The organism is Actinacidiphila sp. bgisy145, from assembly GCF_057708125.1.
The window spans coordinates 196,965-214,288 of the sequence record NZ_JBYIRL010000009.1 but is presented as its reverse complement, the minus strand read 5'-3'; the positions used below and the strand labels follow the sequence as shown (position 1 = coordinate 214,288).

General features: G+C 71.5%; 13 protein-coding genes. 8 read left to right on the top strand and 5 right to left on the bottom strand.

Annotated elements, in window-relative coordinates:
• Positions 1-46: 46 nt before the first annotated feature.
• Positions 47-901 carry an MIP/aquaporin family protein gene (locus AC3ERT_RS11085; RefSeq protein WP_335975314.1) on the bottom strand — a complete coding sequence of 285 codons (855 nt, stop codon included), beginning with the start codon at positions 899-901 and terminating at the stop codon, positions 47-49.
• 205 nt (positions 902-1,106) lie between these two features.
• The gene (locus AC3ERT_RS11080; protein ID WP_335975317.1) at positions 1,107-1,871 is read right to left on the bottom strand and encodes an IclR family transcriptional regulator; all 765 of its coding nucleotides are present in this window, start codon (positions 1,869-1,871) and stop codon (positions 1,107-1,109) included.
• A gap of 296 nt (positions 1,872-2,167) precedes the next feature.
• Here AC3ERT_RS11080 and metH point away from each other — a divergent pair, with 296 nt between their 5' ends.
• The 3 genes from metH to AC3ERT_RS11065 all read left to right on the top strand — a co-directional run bounded on the left by metH (position 2,168) and on the right by AC3ERT_RS11065 (position 8,353).
• Positions 2,168-5,689: a methionine synthase gene (metH, locus tag AC3ERT_RS11075; protein ID WP_435137712.1), complete on the top strand. Its 3,522-nt coding sequence runs from the start codon at positions 2,168-2,170 to the stop codon at positions 5,687-5,689.
• 151 nt (positions 5,690-5,840) lie between these two features.
• Positions 5,841-6,548 (top strand): HAD family hydrolase, encoded by a 708-nt coding sequence (locus AC3ERT_RS11070; RefSeq protein WP_435173825.1) that lies wholly within the window; start codon positions 5,841-5,843, stop codon positions 6,546-6,548.
• Between the two features lie 209 nt (positions 6,549-6,757).
• Complete coding sequence (locus tag AC3ERT_RS11065) at positions 6,758-8,353, top strand: ABC transporter substrate-binding protein (RefSeq protein WP_335975330.1); 1,596 nt, start codon at positions 6,758-6,760, stop codon at positions 8,351-8,353.
• 103 nt (positions 8,354-8,456) lie between these two features.
• On the opposite strand, the gene AC3ERT_RS11060 is transcribed toward AC3ERT_RS11065, so the two are convergent.
• Both AC3ERT_RS11060 and AC3ERT_RS11055 read right to left on the bottom strand, forming a co-directional pair.
• Positions 8,457-9,128, bottom strand: a complete 672-nt coding sequence (locus AC3ERT_RS11060; protein WP_335975333.1) for a response regulator — start codon at positions 9,126-9,128, stop codon at positions 8,457-8,459.
• A gap of 13 nt (positions 9,129-9,141) precedes the next feature.
• The gene (locus AC3ERT_RS11055) at positions 9,142-10,092 is read right to left on the bottom strand and encodes a RecB family exonuclease (protein ID WP_435173823.1); all 951 of its coding nucleotides are present in this window, start codon (positions 10,090-10,092) and stop codon (positions 9,142-9,144) included.
• Positions 10,093-10,226: 134 nt separating this feature from the next.
• On the opposite strand from AC3ERT_RS11055, the gene AC3ERT_RS11050 reads away from it, so the two are divergent.
• The 3 genes from AC3ERT_RS11050 (at position 10,227) to AC3ERT_RS11040 (ending at position 13,262) form a co-directional block, all read left to right on the top strand.
• On the top strand, positions 10,227-11,447 hold the full coding sequence (locus AC3ERT_RS11050; protein WP_435173821.1) for a site-2 protease family protein: 1,221 nt from the start codon (positions 10,227-10,229) through the stop codon (positions 11,445-11,447).
• Between the two features lie 94 nt (positions 11,448-11,541).
• Positions 11,542-12,444, top strand: a complete 903-nt coding sequence (locus AC3ERT_RS11045) for a tRNA (adenine-N1)-methyltransferase (RefSeq protein WP_335975342.1) — start codon at positions 11,542-11,544, stop codon at positions 12,442-12,444.
• A 281-nt stretch (positions 12,445-12,725) separates the two neighbouring features.
• Positions 12,726-13,262: a hypothetical protein gene (locus tag AC3ERT_RS11040; RefSeq protein WP_335975346.1), complete on the top strand. Its 537-nt coding sequence runs from the start codon at positions 12,726-12,728 to the stop codon at positions 13,260-13,262.
• A gap of 17 nt (positions 13,263-13,279) precedes the next feature.
• Here the strand turns inward: AC3ERT_RS11040 and AC3ERT_RS11035 are convergent, their stop codons facing one another.
• The gene (locus AC3ERT_RS11035; protein ID WP_335975348.1) at positions 13,280-13,582 is read right to left on the bottom strand and encodes a ferredoxin; all 303 of its coding nucleotides are present in this window, start codon (positions 13,580-13,582) and stop codon (positions 13,280-13,282) included.
• Between the two features lie 266 nt (positions 13,583-13,848).
• On the opposite strand from AC3ERT_RS11035, the gene arc reads away from it, so the two are divergent.
• Positions 13,849-15,615, top strand: a complete 1,767-nt coding sequence (arc, locus tag AC3ERT_RS11030) for a proteasome ATPase (RefSeq protein ID WP_335975352.1) — start codon at positions 13,849-13,851, stop codon at positions 15,613-15,615.
• A 93-nt stretch (positions 15,616-15,708) separates the two neighbouring features.
• Positions 15,709-17,220 (top strand): depupylase/deamidase Dop, encoded by a 1,512-nt coding sequence (dop, locus tag AC3ERT_RS11025; RefSeq protein ID WP_335975355.1) that lies wholly within the window; start codon positions 15,709-15,711, stop codon positions 17,218-17,220.
• The last annotated feature ends 104 nt before the right edge of the window (positions 17,221-17,324 follow it).

Sequence of the window (17,324 nt, the reverse complement as noted above, 5' to 3'; positions counted from 1 at the left end):
CGCGGGGGGGGTGTCCCCCCCCCCCACGCGCGCTCGGGTGGGCGCGTTACATGAAGGCCAGCCTGTACAAGCCACCGGCGATCGCGGCGCCGACAAGCGGGCCGACCACCGGAATCCACGCGTATCCCCAGTCCGAGCCGCCCTTGTTGGGCAGCGGGAGCAGCGCGTGCACGATCCGCGGGCCGAGGTCGCGCGCGGGGTTGATCGCGTAGCCGGTGGGGCCGCCGAGCGACAGGCCGATACCGACCACGAGCAGTGCGGTGAGCAGGATGCCCGTGCCGTTGAGCGCCAGGCCCTTGGTCATGCCCTGGGTGAGGATGAACTCCACCAGCACCGCGGTCGCGATGATCTCGGTGAGCAGGTTCTGCACCGGGTTGCGGATCTCCGGGCCGGTGGAGAAGACCCCGAGCACCGGGCCGCCGGGCTGCGCCTCCGCGTCGGCGCTGACCGGTCCGGCCGGGTCGGCCTTGGGGGCGCCGCCGGCCTCGCCGGCCGCGACCGCCTGCGCGGTGCCGTCGGCGGCCCCGCCGGCCGCAGGGCCCACCACGGCGGGGTCGGTCAGGTGCGCGTGGAACTGGCCGAGATAGGCCGCCCACACCAGTACCGCGCCGATGATCGCACCGCCGAACTCCCCGATCAGGTAGTACGGCATGGTGCTCCAGTCGCCGGTCTTGATGGCGACACCCAAGGTGACGGCCGGGTTGAGCTGGCCGCCGGAGTAGCCGTTGGCGATGTAGGCGCCGCCCAGCACCGCCAGGCCCCAGCCGAAGGAGATCGCCACCCAGCCGGCGTCTCTGGCCTTGGATCGTTTGAGGGTCACCGCGGCGCACACTCCGCCGCCGAGCAGGATCAGCACGGCGGTACCGAAGAGTTCGCCGATGACTATGTGGCCGTTGGACACGTCGACTCCTTTGTCCCAGTCCCTGAGCCGCGGTCCAATATTCGTCCGTTGTTCGACATTGTCGACCGCAGGTCGAAAGTCTCGCCCCCTGCGATGACCAGGTCAAGAGCCGTGTGACCGACCAGACTCATGACTTCCCGCCCGCCGGTCCGGGCACACCGCGGCAAGCCGCCCCGAAACGCCCCGCCCGGCACCCCGGGCCGCATCAGAACCGGCCCGCGCCCAGGTCGCGGGAGACCGCCCGCGCGCAGTCCCGCACCGCCGCGACCAGCTGCGCCCTGATCCCGCCGCCGTCGCAGACCCGCTCCACCGCGCCGGTCACGCCCACCGCGCCGACCGGCATCCGCCGCCGGTCGTACACCGGCGCGGCCACCGACGCCACGCCCTCCCAGGTCTCCTCCAGGTCCGCGGCCCACCCGCGGGCCCGGGTCAGGTCGAGCACCGCCTCGAAGTCCGCCGCCCGCGTGACCGTCCGCCCGGTCAGCGCGGGCCGCTCGCCCTCGGCCGCCTCGCTGTGCGCCACCGGGTCGTAGGCGGCCAGCACCTTGCCCAGCGCGGTGCTGTGCAGCGGCTGCATCGCCCCGACCTCCAGCACCTGGCGGCTGTCGTCGGGCCGGAAGACGTGGTGCACCACCAGCACGCCCTGCTGGTGCAGCACCCCCAGATACGCCGCCTCGCCGCTGGAGCGGGCCAGGTCGTCGGTCCACACCAGGGCCCGGGCGCGCAGCTCGTGCACGTCCAGGAAGCTGTTGCCCAGCCGCAGCAGCTCCGCGCCCAGCTGGTACTTGCCCGACGCCGGGTCCTGCTCGACGAAGCCCTCCTGCTGGAGGGTGCGCAGGATGCCGTGCGCGGTGCCCTTGGCCAGCCCGAGCGAGGAGGCCACGTCCGACAGGCCCAGCCGCCGCTCGCCGCCGGCCAGCAGCCGCAGGATCGCCGCGGCGCGTTCCAGGGACTGGATGGGACCTGGCATGGCGGCGCTCCAAGATCTGCGGGACGGTGCGGTTCGCCGGCCGCCGCGCACGCCGACCGGGGCGGTGACCGGGGGCGGCAGCGGGCGGCAGGAGATGCTCCGGGTCGACAATGTCGACCTTGGACATTCTTCATCATGGCAGACCACGGCCCGCACCCCACCCGTACGACCCGTCCGGTGGCTGGAATCGCCCGAGTCTTTCCGGCCGCTCCCGCTACTCTGGCGGAGTGCGTGCCGCGCCCCCGGGGGCGCGGCGGCGCATAGCCGACAGCCGTCGCACTCCAGGGAGCAACCCAATGGCCTTGCCGTCCCCCTCGTCCACCCCCGCCGCGTCCGCGCACGACGCGGCCCGGGTCGCCGCACTCCGGGAGGCACTCGCCTCCCGCGTCGTCGTCGCCGACGGCGCGATGGGCACCATGCTCCAGGCGCAGGAGCCGACGCTCGACGACTTCCAGCAGCTCGAAGGGTGCAACGAAGTCCTCAACGTCACCCGCCCGGACATCGTCCGCTCCGTCCACGAGGCCTACTTCCAGGCCGGGGTGGACTGCGTCGAGACCAACACCTTCGGCGCCAACCACTCCGCGATGAGCGAGTACGACATCCCCGAGCGGATCGAGGAGCTGTCCGAGGCCGGCGCCCGGCTGGCCCGCGAGGTCGCCGACGGGTTCGCCGCCGACGGCCGCCGCCGCTTCGTGCTCGGCTCGATCGGCCCGGGCACCAAGCTGCCCACCCTCGGCCACATCGACTACCTCACCCTGCGCGACGGCTACCAGGCCAACGCGGCCGGCCTGATCGCCGGCGGCGCCGACGCCCTGGTCGTGGAGACCATGCAGGACCTGCTCGGCGTGAAGGCCGCCGTGCTCGGGGCCCGCCGCGCGATGGCCGCCGCGGGCGTCGACCTGCCGGTGATCTGCTCGGTGTCGGTGGAGACCACCGGCACCATGCTGCTCGGCTCCGAGATCGGCGCCGCCCTGACCGCGCTCGAACCGCTCGGCATCGACCTGATCGGCCTGAACTGCTCCACCGGCCCCGCCGAGATGAGCGAGCACCTGCGCTACCTCGCCCGCCACTCCCGCATCCCGCTCAGCTGCATGCCGAACGCGGGCCTGCCGGTGCTCACCAAGGACGGCGCGCACTACCCGCTGTCCCCGTCCGAACTCGCCGACGCGCACGAGATGTTCGCCCAGGAGTACGGCCTGTCCCTGGTCGGCGGCTGCTGCGGCAGCACCCCCGAGCACCTGCGCCAGCTGGTGGACCGGATCGGCGGCCACGACATCGTCCGCCGCGACCCGCGCGCCGAGCCCGGCGCCGCCTCCCTCTACCAGACCGTGCCCTTCCGCCAGGACACCTCCTACCTGGCGATCGGCGAGCGGACCAACGCCAACGGCTCGAAGAAGTTCCGCGAGGCGATGCTGGAGGGCCGCTGGGAGGACTGCGTGGAGCTGGCCCGCGACCAGATCCGCGAGGGCGCCCACCTGCTCGACGTCTGCGTGGACTACGTCGGCCGCGACGGCGTCGCCGACATGGCCGAGATCGCCGGCCGCTTCGCCACCGCCTCCACGCTGCCGATCGTGCTGGACTCCACCGAGGTCGACGTGCTGAAGGCCGGGCTGGAGAAGCTCGGCGGCCGCGCGGTGCTCAACTCCGTCAACTACGAGGACGGCGACGGCCCCGAGTCCCGCTTCGCCCGCGTCACCGCGCTCGCCGCCGAGCACGGCGCCGCGCTGATCGCGCTGACCATCGACGAGGAGGGGCAGGCCCGTACCGCCGAGAAGAAGGTGGAGATCGCCGAGCGGCTGATCGCCGACCTCACCGGCAACTGGGGCATCCGCGAGTCCGACATCCTCATCGACTGCCTGACCTTCACCATCTGCACCGGCCAGGAGGAGTCCCGCAAGGACGGCGTCGCCACCATCGACGCCATCCGCGAGCTCAAGCGCCGCCACCCGGACGTGCAGACCACGCTGGGCCTGTCCAACATCTCCTTCGGCCTCAACCCCGCCGCCCGCACCGTGCTCAACTCCGTCTTCCTCGACGAGTGCGTCAAGGCCGGGCTGGACTCCGCGATCGTGCACGCCGCCAAGATCCTGCCGATCGCCCGCATCCCCGAGGAGCAGCGCCAGGCCGCCTACGACCTGGTCTACGACAAGCGCGCCGAGGGCTACGACCCGCTGCAGAAGCTGATGCAGCTCTTCGAGGGCGTCGACTCCAAGTCCCTGAAGGCCGGCCGCGCCGAGGAGCTGATGGCGCTGCCGCTGGAGGAGCGCCTCCAGCGCCGGATCATCGACGGCGAGAAGAACGGCCTGAGCGCCGACCTGGACGAGGCGCTGGCCGAGCGCCCCGCCCTCGAGATCGTCAACGACACGCTGCTGGCCGGGATGAAGGTGGTCGGCGAGCTGTTCGGCTCCGGCCAGATGCAGCTGCCGTTCGTGCTCCAGTCCGCGGAGGTGATGAAGACCGCGGTCGCCTACCTCGAACCGCACATGGAGAAGAGTGACGACGAGGGCAAGGGCACCATCGTGCTGGCCACCGTCCGCGGCGACGTGCACGACATCGGCAAGAACCTGGTCGACATCATCCTCTCCAACAACGGCTACACCGTGGTCAACCTGGGCATCAAGCAGCCGGTCTCCGCGATCCTGGAGGCCGCCGAGGACAACCGCGCCGACGTGATCGGCATGTCCGGGCTGCTGGTGAAGTCCACGGTGATCATGAAGGAGAACCTGGAGGAGCTCAACCAGCGCGGCCTGTCCGCGAAGTACCCGGTGATCCTCGGCGGCGCGGCCCTGACCCGCGCCTACGTCGAGCAGGACCTGCACGAGATCTACGCCGGCGAGGTCCGCTACGCCCGCGACGCCTTCGAGGGCCTGCGGCTGATGGACGCCCTGATCGGGGTGAAGCGCGGGGTGCCCGGCGCGGCGCTGCCGGAGCTGAAGGCCCGCCGGGTGCCCAAGCGGGAGCAGCCGGAGGAGCCCGAGGAGGTCAACCTCGGCCAGATCCGCTCCGACGTCGCCGTGGACAACCCGGTGCCCGCGCCGCCGTTCTGGGGCAGCCGGGTGGTCAAGGGCATCCAGCTCGCCGACTACTCCTCCTGGCTGGACGAGGGCGCGCTCTTCAAGGGCCAGTGGGGCCTGAAGCAGTCGCGCGCCGACGGCCCGAGCTACGAGGAACTGGTCGAGAGCGAGGGACGCCCCCGGCTGCGCGGCCTGCTGACGAAGCTCCAGTCCGAGCACCTGCTGGAGGCGGCCGTCACCTACGGCTACTTCCCGTGTGTCTCCAAGGGCGACGACCTGATCGTGCTCCACGAGGACGGCACCGAGCGCACCCGCTTCACCTTCCCGCGCCAGCGGCGCGGGCGGCGGCTGTGCCTGGCCGACTTCTTCCGGCCCGAGGAATCCGGCGAGACCGACGTCGTCGGCTTCCAGGTGGTCACCGTCGGCAACCGCGTCTCCGAGGCGGCCAACGAGCTGTTCGCCGCCGACTCCTACCGCGACTACCTGGAACTGCACGGCCTGTCCGTCCAGCTCGCCGAGGCGCTCGCCGAGTACTGGCACGCCCGGGTCCGGGCCGAGCTCGGCTACGCCGGGGAGGACCCCGCCGACGTGGTCGACATGTTCGACCTGAAGTACCGCGGCGCCCGCTTCTCCCTGGGCTACGGCGCCTGCCCCGACCTGGAGGACCGGGCCAAGATCGCCGCCCTGCTGGAGCCGGAGCGGATCGGCGTCAAGCTCTCCGAGGAGTTCCAGCTGCACCCCGAGCAGTCCACCGACGCGATCATCGTCCACCACCCGGAGGCGAAGTACTTCAACGCGCGCTGACCAGCGGTTCATCCGCCGTTCAGCGGGCCGAGAGCGCCCGTCGTAGACTTGTGGGTCCGGCACAGGCCGGTCGTCTCCCCGCACCTTCCGCGGGGCACGGCGACCGGCCTTCGTGCCCCCCGGAGCCCAGGAGTACCGAGGAGTGGGGCCTATGACGAGCAGCATCCCGGTCGCCGCCGTCCGCACGCAGGAGGAGGCCGACGACGGCCCCTGGGCGGTGCTGCTGGATCTGGACGGCACCCTGGTCGACACCGAGGGGCTGTGGTGGGCGGCGGAGTCCGCGGTCTTCGCCGACCTCGGGCACGTGCTGGACGAGGAACACCGCTCGGTGGTCGTCGGCGGCCCGATGACCCGCAGCGTGGGCCACCTCGTCGACGTCACCGGCACCAGCGTGCCGCTGCCCGAGCTGATGGCCGCGATCAACAGCCGCTTCGAGCACCTGGTCGCCGAGGGCGCGCCCCTGATGCCCGGCGCCCGGCGGCTGCTGACCGAACTCGTCGCGCACACCGTGCCCACCGCGCTGGTGTCCGCCTCGCACCGCCGCACCATCGACGCCATGCTCCGCTCGATCGGCCCGGAGCACTTCGCCTTCACCCTGGCCGGCGACGAGATCGGCCGCACCAAGCCGCACCCGGACCCGTATCTGGCCGCCGCCGCCCGGCTGGGCGCCGACCCCGCGCACTGCGTGGTCGTCGAGGACACCCTCACCGGCGTCGCGTCCGCCGAGGCGGCCGGCTGCCGGGTGGTCGCGGTGCCCTCGCTGGTGCCGATCCCGCCGGCGCCGGGCCGCACCGTCGTACGGTCCCTGGAGGACCTCGACGTCCCTTTTCTGCGCTCCTTGCGCACGGCCCTTCACTGAGCGTGTGATCCTACCCGCTCCGCTTGTGCAGACCACTGACTTTGGCCCACCCGTTGGTGCTGATCACCGCAGATCTCGGTATCGTCGCCCCAGCGTGCCCCGCGCTGCCGCCGCCCTGCTCCTGTGATCCGGGTACGCGGGCGGGCCTGTTGGGCCTTTCGGGCGCGCCACGAGCCCCCGGCACATGCGCAAGAGGAGAACTAGCAACGATGAACCGCAAGCTTCTGGTGCTGCCGGCCCTGCTCGGCGCGTTGGCACCCGCCATCACCGGGTGCGGCAGTTCCGGCGGCAGCGGCGGCAGTGGCAAACCCATCGTCGTCGGCACCACCGACAGCATCGAGCTCACCAAGGACAACCCGGCGCCGCTGGACCCGGCCACGTCCTACGACAGCGCCACCTGGAACATCTTCTACAACACCTTCCAGATGCTGCTGACCTACCAGCGCGGCAGCACCACGCCGACGCCCGACGCGGCCAAGGAGTGCCACTACGACGGCACCTCGGGACTGACGTACCAGTGCACGATGCGCGACGGCGAGAAGTTCTCCACCGGGCGCGCGCTCACCTCCGCGGACGTGAAGTACTCCATCGACCGGATGCAGAAGATCCACTGGGCCGACGGCCCGTCGTCGCTGATATCCGACGTCAAGAGCGTGGACGCGCCCGACGCGCAGACCGTGGTCTTCCACCTCAAGCAGCCCGACGCGACCTTCCCCGCGAAGCTCGCCACCCCCGCCGCCGCGATCGTGGACAGCACCGTGTACCCGGCGGCGAAGCCGTACACCGGCTGGCGGCTGGTCGGCTCCGGCCCGTACAAGCTGGACTCCTGGACCGCGGGCAAGCAGGCGGTGTTCACCAAGAACGACCACTACGACGGCACCCTGAAGATGCACAACAGCGCCGTCACCCTCAAGATGTACGCCGACTCCGACACGATGGAGAACGCGCTCAAGTCCGGCGCCCTGGACGTGATGAGCCGGCAGATGTCGCCGGACCAGATCCAGAAGCTCCAGTCGAACCCGGACCCGGACTTCAAGCTCACCGAGTCCTCCGGCGGCGAGGCCCGCTACCTCTTCCTCAACACCGACGCGCCGTCGCTGAAGAAGACCGCGGTCCGCCAGGCGATGGCCCAGCTCGTCGACCGCCAGGCGATCACCCGCGACGTCTACCAGCGCACCGCGGTACCGCTGTACTCGGTGGTCCCGCAGGGCATCACCACCCACGTCAACTCCTTCTACGACACCTACGGCGAGCCCAGCGTCAAGAAGGCGCAGAAGACCCTGGAGAACGCCGGCATCACCGACAAGGTGCCGCTGACCATCAACTTCCGCCGCGACAACGGCGGCACGATGAACCAGGCCGAGGCCGAGGCCATCGCCAAGCAGCTCAACGCCTCCGGGCTCTTCGACGTCACCGTCAAGAGCGAGCAGTGGAACGCGTTCCTGAAGGCCGCCGGCGAGGGCAAGTACCAGGTCTTCGCGCTGAGCTGGCTGCCGGACTTCCCCGACCCGGACAACTACATCGCGCCGTTCTTCGACAAGGAGACGTTCATCCCGCTGCCGTACGACCTGACGCAGATCCGGAACACGATCCTGCCGGAGACCCGCCGCCAGGCCGAGCGCAGCGCCACCACGGACGCCTTCGACGAGGCGCAGAAGCTCGTCGCCGAGCAGGTGCCGATGCTCCCGCTGTGGCAGGCGAACCAGTACATCGCCGCCCGCAACGACATCACCGGCGCGGAGTGGGCGCTCAACGCGTCGACCACCACGCAGTTCTGGGAGCTGGGCCGCGGCGCCTCCAGCTGACCGCGACCGCCGCGACCGCCGCGCCCCCGGGCGCGGCACGCGAAAGGGCAACGCCCCTGCGCCGGACCGGTGCAGGGGCGTTGCCGTGGGCGGGCGGCTCGGCTCAGCCCGCGCCGGGCCGCACCAGGCCGCTCTCGTACGCGTACACCGCCGCCTGCACCCGGTCGCGCAGGCCCAGCTTCGTCAGCACATGGCCGACATGCGTCTTCACGGTGGTCTCGCTGACGAACAGCTCGGCGGCGATCTCCGCGTTCGACAGGCCGCGGGCCACCAGCCTCAGCACCTCCACCTCGCGCTCGGTCAGCGTGTGCAGCGGCTGCGGCAGCGCCTCCTCGCCCGACGGGAGGCGGCCGGCGTACTTGTCCAGCAGCCGCCGGGTGATGCTCGGCGCGAGCATCGCCTCGCCGGCGGCCACCACCCGGATCGCCTGCACCAGTTCCGCGGCCGGCGCGTCCTTGAGCAGGAAGCCGCTGGCCCCGGCGCGCAGCGCCTCCACCACGTACTCGTCCAGGTCGAAGGTGGTCAGCACCAGCACCTTCGCCGGGCCCGACCGGTCCGGGCCGGTGATCTGCCGGGTCGCCTCCACCCCGTCCATCCGGGGCATGCGGATGTCCATCAGCACCACGTCGGGCTGCAACGCCCGCACCTGGTCCAGCGCCTGCTGCCCGTCCCCGGCCTCGCCGACCACGGCCAGGTCCGGTTCGGCCTCCAGGATCATCCGGAAGCCGGTGCGCAACAGGGGCTGATCGTCCACCAGCAGGACGCGGATCGCCACAAGTACTCCTTCGCTAGACCGGACCATTCTCGCCCACGAGGGGCCCGGTGCCGCCCGCGTCGGCGGGGCGCGCCAGCGGGTACGGCGGGGGAGTGCCGCCGAACTCCGGGCACAGCGCCTGGTGGTCGCACCACCCGCACAGCGGGGTGCGCCGCGGCCGCCAGTCACCGCTGGCCGTCGCCTCCTGGATCGCCTCCCACAGCGCCAGCAGCCGCCGCTCGGTGCGCAGCAGGTCCGCCTCCGACGGGTCGTACGTCCGCACGTCGCCGCTGCCGAGGTAGACCAGCTGGAGCCGGCGCGGCACCACCCCGCGCAGCCGCCACAGCACCAGCGCGTAGAACCGCATCTGGAACAGCGGCTCGTCGGCGTACTCCGGGCGGGGCGCCTTGCCCGTCTTGTAGTCCACCACCCGCAGGTCCCCGGTGGCCGGCGCCACGTCCAGCCGGTCGACGTAGCCGCGCAGCGTCAACCCCGACTCCAGCACCGTCTCCACGTACAGCTCGCGCTCGGCGGGCTCCAGCCGGGTCGGGTCCTCCAGCGTGAACCACCGCTCCACCAGCCGCTCGGCGCTCACCAGCCACTCCGCCAGCGCCGCCGCGTCGAGCGCGCCCTCGGCCGCGGTGAACAGCCCGGCCAGCTCCGGGCGGGCGGCCAGCAGCCGCTGCCACTCGCCGGGCACCATCGCGCGGGCCCGCTCCGGTGTGCGCTCGGCGGCCGGCGCGTCGAACAGCCGCTCCAGCACCGCGTGCACCACGGTGCCGCGGGTCGCCGCCTGGCTCGGCTGCTCCGGCAGCCGGTCGATCACCCGCAACCGGTACAGCAGCGGGCAGCGCATGAAGTCCGCCGCCCGCGACGGCGACAGCGACGCGGGCGGGCGCGGCGGCAGCCCGCCGCCGGGGCCGCCCGACGGCCCCTTCGCCGCGGCCGCCCCGGTCTGCTCCGCCTGCTTCGTCTGCGTCCCCATGGCAGACGACCTTACGGCCTGCCACCGACACAGGGCACGCGCCGGTGTGCCCCACGCGACAGGGCCATATCATGGGCCCGATGCCCCTCGTGCCGCATGATCGGCACGGGGGTCTGTTTTCAGAAGGGGAATGAGTGAGCGAGAGCGGCGGTCCACCGTCCCGGAACACCCGCACGCCGGGCCGCGGCGGCGAGGACGGCACGGACAAGCAGCCGAGGGAGCCGGGCGGCGGCATCCTCATGGGCAGGTTCCTCGGCGTCCCCATCTACGTCGCCCCCAGCTGGTTCCTGGTCGCCGCGCTGATCACCTGGGTCTTCGGCGGACAGCTCGACCATGTGCTGCCCGACCTCGGCGGCGTCCGCTACCTCGTCTCGCTCTTCTTCGCGGTCGCCTTCTACGCCTCGGTGCTCGTCCACGAACTGGCGCACACGGTGGCGGCGATCCGGTTCGACCTGCCGGTGCGCCGCATCCAACTCCAGTTCTTCGGCGGCGTCTCGGAGATCGAGAAGGACTCCGACACCCCCGGCCGCGAGTTCATGCTCTCCTTCGTCGGGCCGCTGCTGTCGCTGGTGCTGTCCGGGGTCTTCTACGGCGGGATGCAACTCGTCGACCGCGGCACCGTGCCCGGGGTGCTGCTCGCCGGGCTGACGGTCAGCAACCTGATCGTGGCGATCTTCAACTTCCTGCCCGGACTCCCGCTGGACGGCGGCCGCATGCTGCGGGCGGTGGTCTGGAAGCTCAGCGGCGACCCGATGAAGGGCACCGTGGCGGCCGCCTGGGCCGGGCGGGTGCTCGCGCTGGCCGTCCTGATCGGCATGCCCATGCTGTCCTACCTGCGGGGCGGCGGAGAGAGCGGCGCGGACTCGCTCACCGACGCGCTGCTGGCCGCGATCCTCGCCGCGATCATGTGGACCGGCGCGGGCAACGGGCTGCGGATGGCGCGGCTGCGCGAGCGCCTGCCCGACCTGCGGGCGCGCACCCTGACCCGGCGGGCCGTGCCGGTCTCCTCCGACACCCCGCTGTCCGAGGCGCTGCGCCGGGCGAACGAGGCGGGCGCGCGGGCCCTGGTCGTCGTGGACGGCAAGGGCGACCCGACGGCGCTGGTGCGCGAGTCGGCGATCATCTCGGTGCCCGAGCACCGGCGCCCCTGGGTCGCGGTCAGCGGCCTGTCCCACGACCTGCGCCCGGGGATGCGGGTGTCCGCCGACCTCACCGGCGAGGAACTCCTCGACACCCTGCGCGCCACCCCCTCCACCGAGTACCTCGTGGTGGAGCCCACCGGCGAGATCTACGGCGTCCTGTCCACCGCCGACGTCGAGCGCGCCTTCGTCGCCGCCATGTCCCGCGCGGCCTAGTTCCGCGCGGCCTGGTATCGCGCCGCCTGGCACCGCGGACCACCCGCCCGTGGCCGCCGTCGGAACGGGTGCCGCGAGCCACTAAGGTGGTCCTATGTCCGAACCGACTGGTGCAGCCCGCAGGCGCGGGCCTTTCAGAGTCGGGGACCAGGTCCAGCTCACCGACCCCAAGGGACGCCACTACACGTTCACGCTCGAAGCCGGAAAGCAGTTCCACACCCACAAGGGCGCTTTCCCGCACGACGAGCTGATCGGTGCCCCCGAGGGCAGTGTGGTGCGGACCACGGGAAACGTCGCCTACCTCGCGCTGCGCCCCCTGCTCCCCGACTACGTCCTGTCCATGCCCCGCGGCGCCGCCGTGGTCTACCCCAAGGACGCGGGGCAGATCCTGGCGATGGCCGACATCTTCCCCGGCGCCCGGGTGGTCGAGGCAGGCGTCGGCTCCGGCTCGCTGAGCAGCTTCCTGCTCCGCGCGATCGGCGACCACGGCATGCTGCACAGCTACGAGCGCCGGGCGGACTTCGCCGAGATCGCCACCCAGAACGTCGAGCGCTACTTCGGCGGCCCGCACCCGGCCTGGCAGCTCACCGTGGGCGACCTCCAGGACCACCTGTCGGACACCGACGTGGACCGGGTCGTCCTCGACATGCTCGCGCCCTGGGAGTGCCTGGAGGCCGTCGCCAAGGCCCTGGTGCCCGGCGGCATCCTGTGCGCCTACGTGGCCACCACCACCCAGCTCGCCCGCACCGTGGAGGCGATCCGCGAGCACGGCACCTTCAACGAGCCGGCCGCCTGGGAGTCGATGGTCCGCACCTGGCACGTCGAGGGGCTCGCGGTCCGGCCCGACCACCGCATGATCGGCCACACCGGCTTCCTCCTCACCGCCCGGCGGCTGGCCGACGGCGTCGAGCCGCCGCTGCGCCGCCGCCGCCCCGCCAAGGGCGCCTACGGCGAGGACTACACCGGCCCGGGCGGCGGGAGCGGCGCCGACAGCTGAGGTCCGTTTCCGGCCAACTTCACCGCGCCGCCGCCGGTTTGCCCGCCCGGGCCGCCGGCGGCGGCGCGGCGCTTTTCCGCCACCTGGGGACGTACCGGACGGGGGCCGGGCCCACCGGCGAGACCGCGGGGACCGGCGGCCCGGGTCCGCACCGCCCCCGCCGTACCGCGCCCGTGTGACGTGTGGCACCATGCTGGCCACCCCCGCAGACCGAACCCCCAGGAGCCAGGCGAGTGCAGCCCTCCGCAGGTCAGGCCCTTCCGCACACGCACAGCCGCGCTGTGCACTGGATCACCACGGCCGCCGCCGTGGGCGCCCTGGTCGGGGCCATGGCCCTGGTGCAGCCCGCGGACGCCAGCCCCAAGGCCGCCGCCAGACCCGCCGCGACGACATCCGGGCCGCCGGTCGCCGCGCCCGACCCGAACGCCGTCAGCTACCCGCTGACCTGCGCCCCCGGCGCCAAGGTGGACGTGATCTCGCACGTCTCGGCCGACTTCGACGGCGACGGGCGGCCCGAGACCGCCGTCGTGGTCCGCTGCCACTCCGACACCGGCACCCCGCCCAGCGGCGTGTACGTGCTGTCCGCCCCGGCCCACCCCGGCGGCGCCCCGAAGATCGCGGTCACCCTGGTCAGGCCCCAGGACGACCGGCAGATCTCCGACTTCCGGCTGGACGGCGACACCGTCAAGGCCACCGTGCTCGGCTTCTCCAGCGACGACGTCGCCCGCTGCTGCCCGGACCTGAAGCGCACCTACACCTGGGAGTGGCGCGGCGACCGGTACGTGGCGCTGCCCGGCCCGGCCGCCGGGGCCGTCTGAGCCGAGGGCCGCCGCGGTCAGTCGGCCGCCGGGCCGTACACCTCGACCCGGTCCGCCACCCGCCGCACATGGATGCACTCGCCCGGGCACTCCCGGGCCGAGTCCACCACGTCGGTGAGCAGCGGCAGCGGCACGGGCACGGTGGCGCCCGGGGACTGGCGCAACTCGTCGTCGGAGTCCTTGACGTACGCCAGCCCGTCGATGTCCAACTCGAACACCTCGGGCGCGTACTGCACGCAGATCCCGTCGCCCGTACACAGGTCCTGGTCGATCCAGACCTCTAGTGCCTCGGCTGCGCCCTGGCCCTGGCTGTCGCTCACGCGGAACCCATCCCTGCCGTTCGTCGTTCCGGAAATAACCGGGGAAGCACCCGGGGAAGCAACAGCCCCCGGCGGCTGTTGACCCGAACGACGATACAACCGGCGGCTTTCGAATGGAGATCGGCGGGTATCCCAGTGGCGGAGGGACGTGCGCAAGGGTGAAGATCGGACACACCGCGATCGTCTTTGTGATCTAGGGGTTTCAACCCCTACCAGCCCAGGTAGGGTCTGGGAACGTCCAGCTCCCCTTGGAGGAGGTGAGGACCGTGGCGGCCCACGACGACGAATTCAACCGTGGCGGCCGACCCGCTCGTGGTTCGGAAGACCCCATGAGCCAGGTCGCCTTTCTTGAGCAGGAGATCGCCGTCCTGCGACGCAAGCTCGCCGACTCTCCGCGGCACACGAGGATTCTCGAGGAGCGGATCGTCGAGCTGCAGACCAACCTGGCGGGCGTCTCCGCACAGAACGAACGGCTCGCGAGCACCCTGCGCGAGGCCCGCGACCAGATCGTGGCCCTCAAGGAGGAGGTCGACCGGCTGGCCCAGCCACCGGCCGGCTTCGGGGTGTTCCTACAGGCCAACGACGACGGCACCGCCGACATCTTCACCGGCGGCCGCAAGCTGCGGGTCAACGTCAGCCCGTCCGTCGAACTCGACGAGGTCAAGCGCGGCCAGGAGCTGATGCTCAACGAGGCGCTGAACGTCGTGGAGGCGATGGAGTTCGAGCTGGTCGGCGACATCGTCACCCTCAAGGAGATCCTGGAGGACGGCGAGCGCGCCCTGGTGATCGGGCACACCGACGAGGAGCGCGTGGTCCGGCTCGCCGAGCCGCTGCTCGACGGCACCCTGCGCACCGGCGACGCGCTGCTGCTCGAACCCCGCTCCGGCTACGTGTACGAACGCGTGCCCAAGAGCGAGGTCGAGGAGCTGGTCCTCGAAGAGGTCCCCGACATCGACTACCGGCAGATCGGCGGCCTCGGCAACCAGATCGAGCAGATCCGCGACGCGGTCGAGCTGCCCTACCTGCACGCCGACCTGTTCAAGGAGTACGAACTGCGGCCGCCCAAGGGCGTGCTGCTGTACGGCCCGCCCGGCTGCGGCAAGACGCTCATCGCCAAGGCGGTCGCCAACTCGCTCGCCAAGAAGGTCGCCGAGGTCACCGGCCGGCCGCAGGGCAAGAGCTACTTCCTGAACATCAAGGGTCCCGAGCTGCTCAACAAGTACGTCGGCGAGACCGAGCGGCAGATCCGCCTGGTCTTCCAGCGGGCCCGGGAGAAGGCCTCCGAGGGCACCCCGGTCATCGTCTTCTTCGACGAGATGGAGTCCCTGTTCCGCACCCGCGGCTCGGGCGTCAGCTCCGACGTGGAGAACACCATCGTCCCCCAGCTCCTCGCCGAGATCGACGGCGTCGAGGGCCTGGAGAACGTGATCGTGATCGGCGCCTCCAACCGCGAGGACATGATCGACCCGGCCATCCTGCGCCCCGGCCGGCTCGACGTGAAGATCAAGATCGAGCGTCCGGACGCCGAGGCGGCCAAGGACATCTTCTCCAAGTACCTGGTCGACACCCTCCCGCTGCACTCCGACGACCTCGCCGAGCACGGCCAGTCCCGGGCCGGCACCGTGGACGCCATGATCCAGTCGGTGGTCGAGCGGATGTACTCCGAGAGCGAGGAGAACCGCTTCCTGGAGGTCACCTATGCCAACGGTGACAAGGAGGTCCTGTTCTTCAAGGACTTCAACTCCGGCGCGATGATCCAGAACATCGTGGACCGGGCGAAGAAGATGGCGATCAAGGACTTCCTCGACCACGACCAGCGCGGGCTGCGGGTGAACCACCTGCTCGCCGCGTGCGTGGACGAGTTCAAGGAGAACGAGGACCTGCCGAACACCACCAACCCCGACGACTGGGCGCGGATCTCCGGCAAGAAGGGCGAGCGGATCGTGTTCATCCGCACCCTGGTGACCGGAAAGCAGGGAGCGGACACCGGACGCTCCATCGACACCGTGGCGAACACCGGACAGTATCTGTAAGCACTACCCTCCGGCTGCGGGTCCCGACCAGCGGGTACCCGCAGCCGGTGTGTTTCGGGCCCGGACGGGCCGGAGCCGGGCAAGGAGGGCCGCATGACCGTACGGCGAGTAATGGGTATCGAGACGGAGTACGGCATCTCCGTCCCCGGCCACCCCAATGCCAATGCCATGCTCACCTCGTCCCAGATCGTCAACGCCTACGCGGCGGCGATGCACCGGGCGCGGCGCGCACGCTGGGACTTCGAGGAGGAGAACCCGCTGCGGGACGCCCGCGGCTTCGACCTCGCCCGGGAGGCGGCCGACTCCACCCAGCTCACCGACGAGGACATCGGCCTCGCCAACGTGATCCTCACCAACGGCGCCCGGCTCTACGTCGACCACGCCCATCCGGAGTACTCCTCGCCGGAGATCACCAACCCGCGCGACGCGGTGCTGTGGGACAAGGCGGGGGAGCGGATCATGGCCGAGGCGGCGGTGCGCGCCGCCCAGCTGCCCGGCGCCCAGCAGATCCTGCTCTACAAGAACAACACGGACAACAAGGGCGCCTCCTACGGCACCCACGAGAACTACCTGATGCGCCGGGAGACCCCGTTCTCGGACATCGTCCGGCACCTGACGCCGTTCTTCGTCTCCCGGCAGGTGGTCACCGGCGCCGGGCGGGTCGGCCTCGGCCAGGACGGGCACGAGGACGGCTTCCAGCTCAGCCAGCGCGCGGACTACTTCGAGGTCGAGGTGGGGCTGGAGACCACCCTCAAGCGCCCGATCATCAACACCCGGGACGAACCGCACTCCGACGCGGAGAAGTACCGCCGGCTGCACGTGATCATCGGCGACGCCAACCTCTCGGAGATCTCCACCTACCTCAAGCTGGGCACCACCTCGCTGGTGCTGTCCATGATCGAGGAGGGGTTCATCAAGGTCGACCTCGCGGTGGACCAGCCGGTGCGGACCCTGCACGAGGTCTCCCACGACCCCGGGCTGCGCCGGCTCATCACGTTGCGCAACGGCCGTAAACTTACGGCCGTACAGCTCCAGATGGAGTACTTCGACCTCGCCCGCAAGTACGTCGAGGAGCGCTACGGCGCCGACGCCGACGAGCAGACCAGGGACGTGCTGACCCGCTGGGAGGACGTCCTGGGCCGCCTGGAGACCGACCCGATGAGCCTGTCCGGCGAGCTGGACTGGGTGGCGAAGCTGGAGCTGCTGGAGGGCTACCGGCGCCGCGACGGCCTGGACTGGGACGCCGCCCGGCTGCACCTGGTCGACCTCCAGTACGCCGACGTGCGCCCCGACAAGGGCCTGTACAACCGCCTGGCGGCCCGCGGCCGGGTCAAGCGGCTGCTGACCGAGGACGAGGTGCTGCGGGCGGTACAGCGCCCGCCGGAGGACACCAGGGCCTACTTCCGCGGCCGCTGCCTGGAGCAGTACGCCGACGACGTGGCCGCCGCCTCCTGGGACTCGGTGATCTTCGACCTGCCCGGCCACGACTCGCTCCAGCGCGTGCCCACCCTGGAGCCGCTGCGCGGCACCCGGGAGCACGTCAAGGACCTGCTGGACCGCTGCCGCACGGCCGACGAGCTGGTCCGCGTGCTGTCCGGTGGCTGATCCGCGGCTGAAACGGCCCGGAACCGGGAATCAAGTCCCTAGCACTCGGACGTTGTCGTATTCGAGGGCCGTAGTCGGACCCTCCTTGTAGGGTCTGATCTTGT